Consider the following 15,480-nt stretch of genomic DNA (forward strand, 5'->3'; position numbering starts at 1 on the left):
TCGAGCGGTCAGATGCCGAGGTGCTTGAGGAGTTCGCCCTCGCGTCGCTGGAATTCGGAGTTGTCGAGGGTCTCGACGATGCGGCCCTGGCTGAGCAGGTAGTGCCGGTCGGCCACGGTGGCGGCGAACTTGACGTTCTGCTCGATGAGCAGCACGCCCACGCCGGTGGCCTTGATCTCGCGGATGATCGCCCCGATCCGGGCGACGATCACCGGGGCCAGGCCCTCGGAAGGCTCGTCCAGGAGCAGCAGCCGGGCGCCGGTCCGCAGCACCCTGGCGATGGCCAGCATCTGCTGCTCGCCGCCCGAGAGCGTGGTGCCCGACGCCCTGCGTCGTTCGGCGAGCGCGGGGAACTCCTCGTAGACCCGCGTGAGCGGCCAGGCCAGGTCGGAGACCGTCGGCGGGAGGAGCAGGTTCTCCTCCACGGTCAGGCCGGCGTAGATGCCGCGGTCGTCCTGGACCCAGCCCATGGCGGCGCGGGCCCGCTGATGCGCGGGGGTACGGCTGACGTCCCGGCCGAGGAAGCTCACGGTGCCGCCGACCTGCCGGTGCAGACCGATCAGACAGCGCACGAGAGTGGTCTTGCCGGCGCCGTTGCGTCCGGCCAGCGCGACGACCTCGCCCTCGCCGACGTGCACGTCCACCCCGTGCAGCGCCTGCGCCTGGCCGTACCACGCGGTCAGCCCGGTGACGTCAAGCATGGTCGGCCTCGCCCAGATAGGCCGTGATCACCCGGTCGTCGGTGCGGACCTCGTCGTACTTCCCTTCGGCCAGTACCTTGCCCTGCTGGAGGACCGTCACCCGGTCCGCGAGGCTGCCGACGACGTGCATGTTGTGGTCGACCAACACCACGGTCCGGCCGTCGGCGATGCGTCGGACCAGCTCGATCGTGCGGTCGACGTCCTCGATGCCCATCCCGGCGGTCGGCTCGTCGAGGAGCATCACTTTCGGATCGAGCGCCAGCACCAGCGCCAGTTCCAGCGTGCGTTTCTGCCCGTAGGCGAGGGAACCGACCGGCTTGTCCGCCGCCGATGCCAGCCCCACCTGAGCGAGCAGCTCGTCCACGCGGGCCCGGTTCCGGCCCAGCAGCTTCTCCGACCGCCAGAACCGGAACCCCTGGTCGGTCAGTGCGAGCTCCACGTGTTCGCGGCTCGTCAGCGTCTCGAAGAGGCTGGTGATCTGGAACGACCGGGCGACGCCCCGGCGCGCGACCTGCTCGGGCGGCCGACCGGTGACGTCCTCGTCGAACACCGCGATCACGCCGGACGTCGGGGCCACGAAGCCGGTCAGGAGGTTGAACAGGGTGGTCTTGCCCGCACCGTTGGGGCCCACCAGCGCGTGCACGCTGCCTTCGCGAACCTCCAGATCGACCGCATCGACGGCGCGGAAGCCCCGGAACTCCTTCGTCAGGGCCTGCGTGCGTACCGCCACCCGGGCCGTCATCGCGAGCACTCGAAGCTCTGGGCACGGTCGGGATCGCCCGAGCGGTACTTCGGCCAGCGCGGGTACTCGCAGAGCGGGCGGGTCCGGCCGTCCCGGCTGTCCGCGCTCACGGGGTCGACCGGCGCCCGTCCGTTCTCCACCCAGTGTTCGAGGGCGGTGAGCGAGTCCCAGGTGGCGGCGAACGCCGGCGCGCCGACGTTGGCGTGGTTGGCGCCGGGCACGAGGTAGTAGCGCAGGAATTGCTTCGTCTGCCGACTCCCGACCGTGTCGACCACCCGCTGGTAATAGTCGTTGGTGGAGCGGTGGGACACCAGTTCGTCCGCGGCGCCGTGCAGCAGGAGCAGTTTCCCGCCGGACCGCGCGAAAGGACGCAGGTCTGTCTCATTGCGGTCCTGAATGGTGGATAAATGGCTGATGCGGGAAAGCCACTTCCCCGGTCGCAACGGGTCGAGCGCGAGGGAATCATAACCGCGATCCCGGGTGACGAAATACTTCACCCATTGATCCCAGAACTGGAATCCGTACGCGCTCGTCGTCGGCATCGGGTTGGCCGGCGCGGTCGTACCGAATCCGAGGTAGGGCGTCCTCATGTCCGCGCCCGAGAGGAGAGGGAAGCCGGGGTAAAGACGTTCGCCGCTGGCGAGGCGGTACGGCCAGCGCAACGGGGTGGAGGCGGCGATCACCGAGGCGATCTGGGCGTCGGAGAAGCAGCCCGCCTTTCCGGGACACCGCAGTACCCGAGGGTCGAAGTGGCAGTCTTCCTCGTTCGAAATGATCTTGTCCTCGACGCCGTCCTTTCCGTCGCACGCGGCCATCACGCTGTTGTAGAGGAGGGCCTGCTGTTCCGGTCCGGGAAACGCACCGGGGCGGGACATCACCCGCGCGAGATACCCGAGGAACAGGATCTCGGCCGCGTTGTTCCAGGCCGGATAGGCGGAAATGACGCCGTCGAAAGCGCCCGGCCACCGTTGTGCGACGACGAGCGCCTCGCGGCCGCCCGTCGATCCGCCCGCGAAGAACGCTCGCGCGGGTTTCGCGCCATAGGCCCGGCGAATCACATACATGGCGGCGTCGTGGGTCTTCTTCAGTGCGTCGCCGGCCGCGAAGTTGCGGAGGGCCTCGTCGTTGGTGCCGAACGACCCGTCCAAGGATGCGGTGGGGCCGGCCTGATGGCCGGAGTCACTTCCGTACGTCGCATATCCGCGGGCCAACGGCGTCGGTTGATCGGGACGGCCGAACGGCACGTTCTGCGTGACGTCGGGGATCGTGCCGTCGTATCCGCCGCCGCCGAACATCAGCGTGTGGCGATTCCAGTCGACCGGCATTCCGATCTGGAGCTCGATGTCCGGAGCGGACCGATCAACCGGGGAAAGCTTCGCCCGGACGTCGCAGTATTCGATCGTCGTGCCGGTGACGACTTTGGTCTTGATGGCCGCCGATTCGACGCGACCGCCCCGGGTCGGTGAGCTGATCACCGATGCCGGAATCACCTGCGCGGCCAATTCCGCACAGCGCGGACCCTTGTCCGCCGCAGCGGCCGGTGTGGTCATCACTGCGGTGACGAGTACAAGAGCGATAGTGATGGGAACTGGCAGGATTCGCCTCATTGCGTCCCTCCAAGAGAGCACGCCGTGCCGTCAATTCGTCCAAGGACGACACTCGGTGCCAGACACTGTGACAGCCGCCACAAGCCTCCGCAAGAGGCTCCACAGAGGAGCTAGGAGATCCGGGACCGCAGCGCGTGCAGCCGCAGCGCCAGCTGGAGCGCCAGGGCGCGGTCCGGCGCGCGCCAGTCCGGACCGAGGATGCTCTCGACCCGCTCCAGCCGCTTGAGCAGCGTGTTCAGGTGGATGTGGAGCGCGCCGGCAGTGCGCGTGAGGTTGCCGGAATGCGCGTAGTACGTCGACAGCGTGGCCACGAGCTGGGTCGACTTCCGCGCGTCGTAGGCCAGCAGCTCCGCCAGCGCGTCGGCGAGGAACCGGTCGAGGTCCGGTCCGCGCTTCGCGTCGAAGAGCAGAGCGAACATCGCGTACGGCTCGGCCGTCGATCCGCGGTCGGTCGCGCCGAGGCTCGGCATGAGGTCGCAGCACTTTCCGGCGATCTCGAACGCGCGGCCCCAGTCGTCAGCATCCGCGTTGTGCGCGACGACCCGGACCGCCGATCCCAACTCCCGGCGGAGGCGACAGTGGATCGTGTCCGCGAGCGCGGCGGGATCCGACGCGGCGGCGAGCAGCGCCGCGCGGCCCAGGTGCTCGCCGGCGAGCCCGTTCCACTCGGCCGACATCGCGTGCAGCCGACGCCCCAGGTCGGACGCCGGACGCGTCTCCGACTCCGCCACCACGACGACGTTCAACGCCGCGATGTCCACGCCCCGAGCGTGCGCCCGGGCGCGCTGGGCCGGGCCCACCGGCGCGGTGGACACCAGCAGCTCGGTGAGCAGGCTGCCGCTGACCCGCTCCTCGGCTTCGGCGACAGCGGTCTCCTTGAGGATGAGCAGCCCCATGATCTGCGCGGCCCGCTCCAGCGTGCGCAGGTCGACGGCGGTGGGCTCCTCGGTCTGGGCCAGCAGGAGCGCGCCGAGGTAGGTGTCGCCCGCCTGAACCGTGGCCGCGCTGTGCCAGATCCCGCTGCGGTCGGTGGCGGTGGCCCACCGTCCGGTGCGGCGCGCCTGCTCGACCACGTCGGTCGCGGACGGCCCGATCGGAACGTCGAACGCGCAGGTCGCGGTGACCGCACCGGTCCGGTCGAAGACCGTGACCTCGCCTCGCAGATGTTCGACCAGCAGCCGGGCGATCTCGTCGGCGCCCCCGCCCGTCAGCACCACCCGAGCCAGGGCTTCGTGGACCGACTGAGCGCGTTCGGTGACAGCGACCTGGTGCTCGATCGTGCGGTACGCGGCCTGCAACTGCTTGAGCGCGGAGCGGCTCTCGTCGTAGAGCCGAGCGTTGTTGAGCGCGATGGCCGCGTGGTCGGCGAATGCGCTCAGCAGCGCGACCTCGTCGTGCTCGAAGGGCCGTTCGGTGCGGTCCGCGGCGAACAGCACACCGATGACCTCCTCGCCCACCAGGAGCGGGACGCCGAGCAGCGCGACCATGCCTTCCGGAACGACGAGACCGTCGAACGTCCGGTCGTGCGGGACGTCCTGGGTCTCGAGGTAGTTGCTCACCCAGGCCGGTGCTCCGGTGGCGATGACCCGGCCTCCGACGCCGGTGCCGGAGGGCACGCTGGCCTCGTTGAACGTCGAGGAGATCGTGCCCTGGGACGCCTTCAGCGTCAGCTTTCCGTCGGGGCCGACCAGCGAGAGGTACGTGAAGTCCGTACCGACCAGCTCGTGCGCCTCACGCACGATCGACTCCAGCACCGCGTCGATCTCTCCGAGGGCGGTCAGGGATCGCGCGGTCGCGTAGAGAGCGCTGAGTTCGCGCTCGCGCCGCCGACGGTAGGACGCGAGGTCCGGTGACTCGCTCACGGTGTGATGTACCTCCACCACGGTGACCAGGGAAGTGGAGTGATCATCCCTCACCCGGGCGCTCCAGCCCTCCTAGAGTTCTCCGGGACGCGGGTGTGACCCGCGCCACAACTAGGGGGCTGTGATGCACGGACTGATGCAACACCGCCCGCTGACGATCCCCACGTTGCTCTCGCGTGTCGAGACCAACTTCGGGCACAAGCGGGTCATCACCGGCGAGACCACCTCGACGTGGAGCGACGTGGCGCCCCGCGTCCGCCGCCTGGCCCGGGTGCTCGACCACCTCGACGTTCCGGTGGGCGCCTGCGTCGGCACGTTCGCCTGGAACAGCCAGCGCCATCTGGAGCTCTACCTCGGGATCCCCAGTTCCGGGCGGATCCTGCACACGATCAACCATCGCCTGTACGGCGAGCAGGTCACGTTCATCGTGAACGACGCCGCCGACGACGTTCTCTTCGTCGACCGGACGATCCTGCCGGTGGTCTGGCCGTTGGTGTCGTCGTTCGCATCGGTCCGGTACGTCGTCGTTCTGGACGACGGTGGCGACTTCCCGCTACCGGACGACCCCCGCGTCCTCGACTACGAAGACCTCCTCGCTCAACAGAGCGGCGACCCGCTCGACTTCGCCGTCGACGACGAGAACGCCGCCGCGTCGCTCTGCTACACGTCCGGCACGACCGGCAACCCCAAGGGGGTTCTCTACAGCCACCGGTCGGTGGTCCTGCACAGCCTGCTCCTGCTCGGCGCCGACGTGTTCGCGCTGAGCGAGCGGGACGTCGTCGCGCCGATCGTGCCGATGTTCCACGTCAACGCATGGGGACTCCCCTACGCCGCGATGCAGTGCGGTGCCGACCTGGTCCTGCCCGGGCCGGCCACGAGCCCGGAGGAACTCGTCACGCTCCTCTCCCGTCACCGGGTGACGTTCTCCGCCGCCGTCGCGACGGTCTGGCGGGACCTGATCCCGGTGCTGGCCGACCACGACCTGGGCAGCCTGCGCCACATCGCGTGCGGCGGCGGTGCCGTCGACGACGCGCTGTCCAGCGCCTACGAGCGGATCATCGGGATCCCGCTGACCAACGCGTGGGGAATGACCGAAACCAGTCCCGTCGTCACCTCCTCCCGCCTGGCGACCCACCATGCCGGGCTGACCGGCGAGGACCGACGCCTCCTGCTCGGCTCGCCCGGCCCGGCGGTCCCGCTCACCGAGATGCGCGTCGTCGCCGACGACGGCACTCTGCAACCCCGCGACGGGAGCACCCCGGGAGAGCTGCAGGTCGCCGGCGCGACGATCGCGAGCGCCTACTTCGGCGCCGACAGCGGTGCGGACTCCTTCACCACCGACGGATGGCTGCGCACCGGGGACGTCGCGACGATCGACGAGTGGGGCTACCTGCGCATCGTCGACCGCACCAAGGACCTGGTGAAGTCGGGCGGCGAGTGGATCTCGTCCGTCGCGCTCGAGAACGCGATCATGGCCGATCCTCGGGTCCGCGAGGCAGCGGTGATCGGCATCGCCGACCCCCGGTGGGGCGAGCGCCCGGTGGCCTGCGTCGTTCCCGCCGCCGGTACGCACCTCACGGGGGACGACGTGCGCGCGCACCTGCGTGGCCGGGTCGCCTCGTGGTGGATCCCCGAACGCATCGAGCTGCTGGACGAGATCCCGAAGACCGCTACCGGAAAATGGTCGAAACAGACATTACGCCAGCAACTGGGAGCCCGTCGTGCCGATTGAACCGCGCCTGATCGTCACCGGTCACAACGACGACGGTGACGCCGTCTTCGTGGAGGACCGTCACCCCGAACCGGTGCGGGTCCAGGCTCTGCCCGGCGCCGACTTCTACCTGCTGTGGGGCACCCCGGACGGGGTCGCGACGGTCGGCGAACGCGACGCGGCGCCGATCCTGCGGCCGTACTTCCCCGGCCTCGGAGGGAGCCGGGCGCTCTTCCTCCGCTGGGCCCCGCACGCCGACGAGCCCTCGACCGGCGACCACAGCGAGGTCGAGGAGAAGCTCCCGGGCCTGCTGGACCCGTTCGAAGAAGGCGGCGACGGCATGCACACGACCGACACCGTCGACTACGCGATCTGCCTCGAGGGCGAGCTGAGCCTGACGCTCGACCACGGCGCCGAAGTGACGCTCACCCCCGGCACCTGTGTGGTCCAGCTCGGCACCCGGCACGCCTGGAAGAACAAGAGCGATCAGCCGGCGCTGATGTGTTACGTCCAAATCGGAGCTGTACGTGCTTGAGAAGGAGTTCGGCATGCCGCAAAGACCCTGGCGTCACGTCGCTGCCGCCGTCGCGTTACTCGCAGCGGCCGGGTGTGCCAGCTCGCCGCAGAGCACGTCCGCGAACGCCGGCGGCGGCCCGAAGGGAAAGACCGTCAGCTTCGTCGGGTACGGCAGCACGAACCAGTGGGGCGCCTACTTCAACGGCGTGTTCACCAAGAAGCTGGACGCGGAGGGCGTCGAGGTCAAGGACCTGACGACGATGGACCCCGGCACGGCGGTGCAGAACTTCAACCAGGCCATCGCCGAGAAGCCCGACCTGATCGTGACGGCCCTGCTCGACACCACCTCGATGGCGGTCCCGATCCAGAAGGCCAAGCAGGCCGGCGTTCCGGTGCTGGTCTTCGACGGGCGCCCCGATCCCAAGGTCGACGGCGACGTCATGCAGGTCGTCTCGGACAACGTCGCGCTCGGAAGCGCCGCCGCGCAGAACATCGTCGAAGGCCTCACCGCGCAGGGGAAGAAGCGCGGCAAGGTCTTCGTGATCACGGGCACCGCCTCGTCCCTGGTCACCCAGGACCGGATGAAGGGGTTCGAGGCCGAGATGGCGTCCGCGCCGCAGTTCCAGGTGGTCGACGTCCAGGACGGCAACTGGGACCCGACCCGCTCCGGCCAGATCGCCACCCAACTGCTGGCGAAGTACGGCTGCTCCGGCATCCAGGCGGCCTACGGAATGGCCGACTACATGGCACTGCCGATCATCGCGTCGGCAAAGCAGGCCGGCTGCCCGGTCGCCGGCCCCAACGGCCTGGTCGTGACCAGCAGCAACTGCTTCAAAGCCGGTATCGACGCCATCAAGGCCGGCACGCTCTACGGCACCGCGACCGAGGACCCGGGCACGATCGCGGAGCAGACCGCCGACTACGTCATCCGGTACTTCAACGGCGAGAACCCGCCGAAGAAGGAGACCGTCCGCGAGGAGCGGGTGACCGCGAAAAACGTCGACCAGTTCGCAGCGCAGTGCAGCAACGCATGAGCCTGGTCCGGGTCGAGGGTCTGTCGAAGTCGTACGCGGGCACTGTCGCGATCGACGGCGTCGATCTGGAGATCCGGGCCGGGGAGATCCACGCGCTCTGCGGGCACAACGGCGCGGGCAAGAGCACAGTGGTCCGGCTCCTCTCCGGACAGGAGAGCCCCGACGGCGGGACGATCGTCGTCGACGGCGATCCGGTCGAGCTGAAGACCCGGCGCGACGCCCAGACCGCCGGCGTGGCACTGGTGGACCAGGAGCTCAGCGTGGTCCCGTCGCTGACCGTCGGCGAGAACCTGCTCCTCGGCGACCGCGACGCCGGTTGGCTCAATCGACGCGGGGCGCAGCGCCGCCGTGCCCGGCAGGTGCTGGACGCTCTCGGGCTCACTCACGTGCGGCCCGAGCAGCCGCTCTCGACGCTCGGCCTGGGCGAGCGTCAGCTCGTCGAGATCGCGCGTGCGCTGGGCCAGCGTGCCCGCCTGGTCATTCTCGACGAGCCGACCGCCACGCTCACCGACGTCGAGAGCGAGCACGTCTACGCCGCGGTGCGCAGCGTCGCCGCGGCCGGCTGCGCGGTGCTGTTCGTCTCCCACCGCCTGGGCGAGGTCCTCGCCCTCTGCGACCGGGTGACTGTCATGCGCGACGGCGCGGTCGTCACCACGAACGACGCCGCCGAGCTGACAGTGCCCACGCTGATCCGGCACATGCTCGGCGAGGCTCCGGAGACGGCGCCGCGGAGCCGCGCGGAGTCCGGGGACACGGTGCTCGAGCTGGCCAGCGTCCGCGTGCCCGACCGTTTCGGCGCGCTCTCCCTCCGGGTGCGCTCCGGCACCATCTACGCGATCGCCGGTCAGCTGGGGTCCGGCGCCTCGGACGTCCTGCGCGGCCTGGCCGGCCTGGTTCCGGCGATGGCGGGTGACGTCACGGTGGGCAGCACGCGGCTGCGGTTGGCCGACCCGGTCGCCGCGGCCCGCTCGGGCATCGCGTTCGCGTCCAACGACAGGAAGTCCGAGGGCCTGTTCCTCGACCGCTCCACGGCGGTCAACCTGCTCGCGACGCGGATCCCGGCGCTGAGCCGGTTCGGCCTGGTCGGTCCCCGACGCTGGACGGAGACCGAGAGCCGGATGGCCGAGCTGTGCGGGTTCTCGGACCGCCAGCTGGGTCAGCCGGTCGGCAGGCTCAGCGGCGGCAACCAGCAGAAGGCGTTCGTGGGTCGCTCGCTGGAGCGCCCCGGCACCCGCGTCCTCCTCCTCGACGACCCGACGCGCGGCGTCGACGTCGGCGGCCGGTCCGCCGTGCACCGCCTGATCCGGGAAGCCGCCGCCCGGGGCGTGGCGGTCGTGTTCTCGTCCACCGAGCTGGACGAGCTGGTGGACCTGGCCGACGTCGTGCTCACGATGTACCAGGGCCGGCTGGTCGCCCGGCACTCCTCGGGCGTCCCGGGCGACGTCCTGCTGTACGAGATGACCCACGGCGTGGAGCCCGGATGAGCGCGGTCACCGTCGGCCGTCTCCGGCTCGTCCGTCCGGACTGGTCCGGCGTGCTCGCCGTCGCGGCGCTCGTCGCGCTCCTCGTCGTCGGGGCGTCCACCCACCGCTTCCTGAGCTTCGACAACCTCAAGGCCATCCTCAACTCGGCCAGCCTGATCGGCATCGCCGGGCTGGGGCTGACCCTGATCGTCATCGGCGGAACCTCGGTCTCGCTGGCGATCTCGCAGTCGGTCGCGGTCAGCGCCATGGTCTTCCTCGCGACGCAGTCGGCGGGCCTGGTCGTCGCGCTGATCGCGACGATCGCCGTGGGAGCGGTGGTCAGCGGGGTCCAGGGCCTGGCCGTGGGGTACGGAGCGGCCAACCCGATCGTCCTGACCATCGCCGCCAGCTTCGCGCTGACCGGGCTGGCCACGTGGTTCGGCGGCGGCACGTCGGTGTCCCCGACCGGCACCGGCTACACCGTGCTGAACGCGACACCCGGCGGCATCCCGCTCAGCGTCTGGACGTTGGTGCTGCTCACCGTCGCCCTGCAGGCCGTTCTCGACCGCAGCACCTTCGGCCGGCAGCTCTACCTGACGGGAGAGAACCGGCCGGCGGCCCGCGCCGCGGGCCTGCCGGTCGGGCGGGTGGTGACGATCGCCTGGGTGCTGGCCGGCGTGCTGTTCGCGGTCGCCGCCGCGTTCAGCGGTGCGTTCAACACCAGCGCGAACATCAACCTCGGCGGAACGCTCACGTTCGACGCCATCGCCGCGGTGCTGGCCGGTGGGACGCCGATCGCGGGCGGCAAGGGCTCGGCGTGGCGGACGCTCGCCGGTGTCCTGCTGATCGCGACGGTCTCGGACATCCTGCTGCTCCGCGGTTACAGCACGGGCGCCCAGATCATGGTGAAGGGCCTGATCGTCCTGGCCGTGATCCTCGTGGTGCACCTTCGCGCGACGAGAGGTCGCCCATGAACCGGCTCGCCCGGCCCGATGTCCTCGTTCCCGGCGTCGCGCTCGGGGCCACGATCGTCGTCTTCCTGGCGCTCCCGCTGCGTACCGGTCAGCTGTTGACGCCGTTCGACGCGTACAACGCGCTCCAGGTGCTGGCCCGGCTCGGACCGCTGATCCTGGCGCTCGGACTCACGATGATCGCCGGTGAGTTCGACCTGTCCGTCGTCGGCACCTACGCGTTCGGCGGGATGCTCGCGGTCACCTACGGACAGGGGAACTGGGCGCTCGGCCTGGCGCTGGCGCTCGCCGCCGGAGCCGCCGTCGGTGTCCTGCAGGGATTCGTCATCGCCCGGTTCCGCATCTCGTCGATGCCGGTGACGCTGGCGACCTACATCACCCTGCTGGGGCTGACCAGCTCGCTGTCCGGAGGCCTGAGCAAGACGTTCGACGACGCGGGCGTCACGCTCTGGGTGGATCGCCCGATTCTCCAGGTGTTCTCCCCGCGCAGCCTGCTCGTCCTCGTCGTCTTCCTGCTGTTGGCAGTTGTTCTGACCGGTTCCCGCTGGGGCCGGGAGATCCGGGCGATCGGCGGCGACCGTCGCGCGAGCCGGGTCTCCGGCGTGCGCGACGACCGCTTGCTCGTCGGTCTGTTCGCGACCTCCGGTCTGCTCGCCGCCGGTGGTGGCACGCTGTTGAACTTCAGCCTCGGTTCGGCCAACCCCGATCCCGGCGTCCAGCCGCTCATCCTCGCGGCGGTCGCGGCGCTGCTCGGTGGGGTCTCGCTGGTCGGCGGGCGGGGAAGCGTCCTCGGGCTGCTGGCCGGAGCGCTGACGATCGCGTTTCTGGCGCAGATCGTGACAGTGGCCGGTCTACCCACGTACGTCAGTCAGCTGTTCTACGCGCTGTTGCTCGCGGGAGTGGTCGCGGTCGACGCGCCGGGCCTGCGCCGCGGTGTGGTCCGACTCAGGAAGGTATTGCGGTGAATCTGTACGAAGGACTCCGGTTCCCCGAGGGTGCCCGGTGGAAAGATGGGCGGCTCTGGTTCTCCGACATGCACACCGGCGAGATCTTCCGGGCCGACCCCGGGCAGCCTCCTGAGATCGTCGTCCGCATCGACGACCAGCCGTCCGGGCTCGGCTGGGCGCCCGACGGCTCCCTCCTGGTCAGTTCGATGACCCGTCGGCAGGTGATCCGCGTCGATCCGGCCGGGGTGCAGAGCGTCTTCGCCGATCTCTCCGGATACACCGACGCCCCGATCAACGACATGGTCGTCGATCACGACGGGCGCGCGTTCGTCGGTGGTTTCGGTTACGACCTGTACGGCGACGCTCCCCAGCGCCCCGGCCCGATCTTCGTGCTCGAGCCGAACGGGGACGCCCGGATCGCCCGCGACGATCTGGTGTTCCCGAACGGCTTGGTGATACTGCCCGGATCACGCACGCTCGTCGTCGCCGAGACGTGGGCCGCGCGGCTCACGGCCTTCACGATCACCGGGGCCGGAGACCTGGTCGACAAGCGGATCTGGGCACCGCTGCCGGCAGGCGCGACCCCCGACGGACTGTGCGTGGACGCCGAGAGCGGCATCTGGGTCGCGGACATCAGCAACGGGCGGTTCCTGCGCGTGACGTCCGGAGGAACCGTCACTGATCACATCGACGTCGGCGACCGGGCGCCGGCCGACTGCGCGCTGGGCGGACGGACCCTGTACCTGCTCACCGCCAACAGCTGGCAGCCGTCGGAGACGGGGATCCGCGCCGGTCGGATCGAGGCGGTGAAGGTTTCCGTACCCGGGTAGGTGCTCAGAGGCGGTCGAACGGGGCCCACTGCGTAATGGCGAACGCCTCACCGTCGTTCCGGATCTCCAGCGCCCCGTGACCGCTCAGGTGCGCCGGGAGCACCAGGGCGTCGTTCTCCGCGGCCCAACCCAGCAGCTCACGACGGGTCGCGGCGGCGGTGACCGGGTCCTCGCAGAAGCAGCTGCTGTGGCCCAGCTCCGTCAGCTGCAGCGGGGTGTGGATCAGGTCGCCGGCGAACAGCGCCCGGTCGCCTCCGGAGTGGAGTTTCAGCACGCTGGAACCCGGGGTGTGCCCGGGTGCGGCCTCCAGGCGCAGGTTCGCGTCGATGGTGTGACTGCCTTCCCACAGCTCCACCTGACCGGCCGCACGGACCGGTGCGACGCTGTCCGCGAACGCGTTCTCGTTGACGCTTCCGACGAGCCCGTCGTGGTTCGCCGGGTCCCAGAACGTGACGTCGATCCGGGGCATGAGGTACGTGGCGTTGGGGAACGTCGGGACCCATTCGCCGTCGACCAGGCGGGTGTTCCAGCCGATGTGGTCGACGTGCAGGTGGGTGTTGATCACGAGGTCGACGTCGTCCGGGTGCACACCGGCCCGCGCGAGGTTGCCCAGGTAGTCCAGCTCGAGGTGGTCCCACGCCTCGACGGCCGGCCGGGACTTGTCGTTGCCCACCCCGGTGTCGATCAGGATCGTGCGGCCCTCGCTCCGCAGCACCCAGGTCTGCATGGCCGCGTGCACCATGCCGTCGACGAGGTGGTCGGGCCCGAGTGCGGACTCGTGCCACGCCTCGGCGGGAATCGAGGGGAAGAACGTTGCCGCCGGCATGATCGGGCCGTGCATCTCCTCGACCCGCGCAACGGTGACGTCGCCTAATTTGATCTCGCTCATCAGTTTTTTCTCTCTGGTTCGGGAACTGTGCAGGGCACAGACGTGGTGAACGCGGTGCTGTGCGCGAGCAGCGCCATCGCCTCGCGGGACGGCGAATCGGGTGCGGTGGTGGCGATCACGACCGTCTGCCCCTGCTCGGTGCGCAGCGCCTGCTGCGTGACGGTCAGGGCGCCCACCAGCGGATGCCGCATCTCGTAGGTGGCTTCGCTACCGGCCTTGACCCGGTGCGTCGCCCACAGGTCGGCGAACTCGGCACTGCGGACGGTGAGCTCACCGATGAGGGCGGAGAGCGCCGCGTCGTCGGGGCGCTCCCCCGCGGCCACCCGGAGGGTGCCCACGACGGCCCGCGCCTTGGCCGGCCAGTCCGCGTACAGGTCGCGGGTGTGGCCGTCCAGGAAGACCAGCCGGGCCATGTTCGGCCGCTCTCGCGGCCGGTCCGGACCGGCCGGATCGAGGTGCCCGGCGAACAGCGCGTGGCCGGTCCGGTTCCAGGCCAGCACGTCGCTGTGGTGGCCCAGGACCAGCGCCGGGGTGTCTCCCAGCGCCTCCAGGATCTGATCCAGCGCGGGCGTCGTCCGCTCCGGCGTTTTCCGCCGTGGAACGGGCCGGGCGCGGGTGCCGGCGGCCAGCGCGTCCAGATGCCGACGCTCGGCCTGGTTGAGCCGCAGCACCCGGGCGATCGCGTCGAGCACCGCAGGTGAGGCGTTCAGTGAGTAGCCCTGCTCCAGGCGGGCGTAGTAGGACGCGCTGACGCCGGCCAGCTGGGCGAGCTCCTCCCGACGCAGTCCGGGCACCCGCCGACGATCGTCGTACCGTGCCAGTCCCACGTCCTCCGGCTGCACCTGCGACCGGCGGATCTGCAGGAACTCTCCGAGCTGCCGCCTGCTGTCCATGAGTCGAGTATCAGCAGCGTTCCGACGCCCGACCACACCCTGCGAGGGTGGGTCACGGACGGGTCACCGCGACCGGGCGGCGGATGCGGGGCATGACGACGGTCAGGGCGAGCACGATCACGACGAGGCCGTAACCGACCGCGGTCTCGCGCAGACCGAACCGCGGGATCAACACGCCCGCGATCACCGCGGGCACACTGAACCCCACGTACGAGACCGTGTAGATCGCGCCGAACAATCCCCCGCGCTCGGCCGGCGCCGCCAGCGGTGCGAGCGACCGGAGCGCGCCGAGGAATCCCGATCCGAAGCCCAGCCCGGCGACGGCGGACCCGACGAAGAACCCTACCGTCGTCCCCTCCACCAGCGCGATCAGCGACCCGGCGGTGCCGACCGCCAGCAGTCCGGCGCCCACGGTCATCACCCGCGCGGGGTTGCGGTCACTGGCGACGACACCCGCGACCGCGCCCGCTCCGGCGAGCACCGTGACGGCGAGCCCGGCGACCACGTGGTTCTGCACCCCGAGCACCCCCGAGGTCAGCGAGGCCCCGAGCGAGAGGTACAGGCCGCCCATCGCCCAGGTAGCGAGCAGCACCGAGGAGGTCGCGACGAACGTCGCCCTGGCCCCGCGCGGAACGCCGAGGCGTGGCCGCAGCGCGGCGAGCGCGCCCGGGCGGCGCTCGATCGTCTCCGGCAGCGTTGTGACCAGTACCGCCAGCAGCACGAACGCGATCGTCAGCGCGGTGAACACCACGGTCGCGGGCGCGGCGGCGTACTGCACCAGCAGGCCGGTGGCCAGCGCCCCGAAGGCCAGCCCGGTCAGGGGCGCCGCGCTGTTGAGGATCGCGCCGAGCCGGGCGCGCCCGGGCGGCAGCAGGTCGATCAGCGCGGCGCTGATGGTCCCGGTGGCGGCGCCGGTGGCCAGCCCTTGGATCACGCGTGCCAGCAGCAGGTCGCCGAGCCCGTCGGCGGAAAGGAACACCGCCATGCCGACCGCCTCGACGACCAGGCTCGCCAGGAGCACCGGGCGGCGTCCGAGGTGGTCCGACAGTCGTCCGACGGTGATCAGTGCGGCCAGCAGGGCCACCACGTACACGGCGAAGACGACGGTCAGCATCAGCGTCGAGAAACCCCATCGCGCCTGGTAGACGACATACAGCGGCGACGGGGCGCTGGCCGCGACCATGATCGTGAACAGCGTCAGGGCCACCAGCCAGAAGCCCAACGTGTGCCGAGTCGAACGCACGACCCCTCCAACGGTTCCAGTTTTCTCGAACTGTGCGAACCGTACGCGCGACTTCGCGACTGTTCAACTAT

The 15,480-nt window shown here is 70.3% G+C and carries 14 protein-coding genes; 7 read left to right on the forward strand and 7 right to left on the reverse strand.

The window, feature by feature from the left end:
• Positions 1–8: 8 nt before the first annotated feature.
• The 4 genes from ACGFY5_RS14475 to ACGFY5_RS14490 form a co-directional block, all read right to left on the reverse strand.
• Positions 9–701, reverse strand: a complete 693-nt coding sequence (locus ACGFY5_RS14475) for an ABC transporter ATP-binding protein (RefSeq protein ID WP_392720079.1) — start codon at positions 699–701, stop codon at positions 9–11.
• Positions 694–1,443, reverse strand: coding sequence for an ABC transporter ATP-binding protein (locus tag ACGFY5_RS14480; RefSeq protein ID WP_392720080.1), 750 nt, complete (start codon positions 1,441–1,443; stop codon positions 694–696). The genes ACGFY5_RS14475 and ACGFY5_RS14480 overlap by 8 nt, the downstream gene beginning before the upstream one ends.
• A complete protein-coding gene (locus tag ACGFY5_RS14485) occupies positions 1,440–3,050 on the reverse strand; it encodes a tannase/feruloyl esterase family alpha/beta hydrolase (RefSeq protein ID WP_392720081.1) in 1,611 nt (536 codons plus the stop codon). Before ACGFY5_RS14485 ends, ACGFY5_RS14480 begins: the two co-directional genes overlap by 4 nt.
• A 110-nt stretch (positions 3,051–3,160) precedes the next feature.
• On the reverse strand, positions 3,161–4,912 hold the full coding sequence (locus ACGFY5_RS14490; protein ID WP_392720082.1) for a helix-turn-helix domain-containing protein: 1,752 nt from the start codon (positions 4,910–4,912) through the stop codon (positions 3,161–3,163).
• A gap of 124 nt (positions 4,913–5,036) precedes the next feature.
• On the opposite strand from ACGFY5_RS14490, the gene ACGFY5_RS14495 reads away from it, so the two are divergent.
• From ACGFY5_RS14495 to ACGFY5_RS14525, 7 genes are read left to right on the forward strand one after another with little or no spacing between them, the layout of a single operon-like run.
• Positions 5,037–6,644 carry a long-chain fatty acid--CoA ligase gene (locus tag ACGFY5_RS14495; protein ID WP_392720083.1) on the forward strand — a complete coding sequence of 536 codons (1,608 nt, stop codon included), beginning with the start codon at positions 5,037–5,039 and terminating at the stop codon, positions 6,642–6,644.
• Positions 6,634–7,158 (forward strand): cupin domain-containing protein, encoded by a 525-nt coding sequence (locus ACGFY5_RS14500; RefSeq protein ID WP_392720084.1) that lies wholly within the window; start codon positions 6,634–6,636, stop codon positions 7,156–7,158. The genes ACGFY5_RS14495 and ACGFY5_RS14500 overlap by 11 nt, the downstream gene beginning before the upstream one ends.
• 13 nt (positions 7,159–7,171) lie before the next feature.
• A complete protein-coding gene (locus ACGFY5_RS14505) occupies positions 7,172–8,173 on the forward strand; it encodes a sugar ABC transporter substrate-binding protein (protein WP_392720085.1) in 1,002 nt (333 codons plus the stop codon).
• Complete coding sequence (locus tag ACGFY5_RS14510; RefSeq protein WP_392720086.1) at positions 8,170–9,657, forward strand: sugar ABC transporter ATP-binding protein; 1,488 nt, start codon at positions 8,170–8,172, stop codon at positions 9,655–9,657. The genes ACGFY5_RS14505 and ACGFY5_RS14510 overlap by 4 nt, the downstream gene beginning before the upstream one ends.
• The gene (locus ACGFY5_RS14515) at positions 9,654–10,610 is read left to right on the forward strand and encodes an ABC transporter permease (RefSeq protein ID WP_392720087.1); all 957 of its coding nucleotides are present in this window, start codon (positions 9,654–9,656) and stop codon (positions 10,608–10,610) included. Before ACGFY5_RS14510 ends, ACGFY5_RS14515 begins: the two co-directional genes overlap by 4 nt.
• Positions 10,607–11,572, forward strand: coding sequence for an ABC transporter permease (locus tag ACGFY5_RS14520; protein ID WP_392720088.1), 966 nt, complete (start codon positions 10,607–10,609; stop codon positions 11,570–11,572). Before ACGFY5_RS14515 ends, ACGFY5_RS14520 begins: the two co-directional genes overlap by 4 nt.
• Positions 11,569–12,384, forward strand: a complete 816-nt coding sequence (locus ACGFY5_RS14525; protein WP_392720089.1) for an SMP-30/gluconolactonase/LRE family protein — start codon at positions 11,569–11,571, stop codon at positions 12,382–12,384. The genes ACGFY5_RS14520 and ACGFY5_RS14525 overlap by 4 nt, the downstream gene beginning before the upstream one ends.
• Before the next feature lie 4 nt (positions 12,385–12,388).
• Here ACGFY5_RS14525 and ACGFY5_RS14530 read toward each other — a convergent pair whose 3' ends face one another.
• Genes ACGFY5_RS14530 through ACGFY5_RS14540 form a run of 3 tightly spaced genes read right to left on the reverse strand, consistent with a single transcriptional unit; the run spans position 12,389 to position 15,409 of the window.
• Positions 12,389–13,273: an MBL fold metallo-hydrolase gene (locus tag ACGFY5_RS14530; RefSeq protein WP_392720090.1), complete on the reverse strand. Its 885-nt coding sequence runs from the start codon at positions 13,271–13,273 to the stop codon at positions 12,389–12,391.
• Entirely contained in the window at positions 13,273–14,166 is an 894-nt protein-coding gene (locus ACGFY5_RS14535) for a helix-turn-helix domain-containing protein (RefSeq protein ID WP_392720091.1), read from the reverse strand. Before ACGFY5_RS14535 ends, ACGFY5_RS14530 begins: the two co-directional genes overlap by 1 nt.
• A gap of 52 nt (positions 14,167–14,218) precedes the next feature.
• Positions 14,219–15,409, reverse strand: coding sequence for an MFS transporter (locus tag ACGFY5_RS14540; protein WP_392720092.1), 1,191 nt, complete (start codon positions 15,407–15,409; stop codon positions 14,219–14,221).
• Positions 15,410–15,480 lie beyond the last annotated feature (71 nt).

It is taken from the genome of Cryptosporangium sp. NPDC048952 (genome assembly GCF_043197895.1).
GTDB lineage: Bacteria > Actinomycetota > Actinomycetes > Mycobacteriales > Cryptosporangiaceae > Cryptosporangium.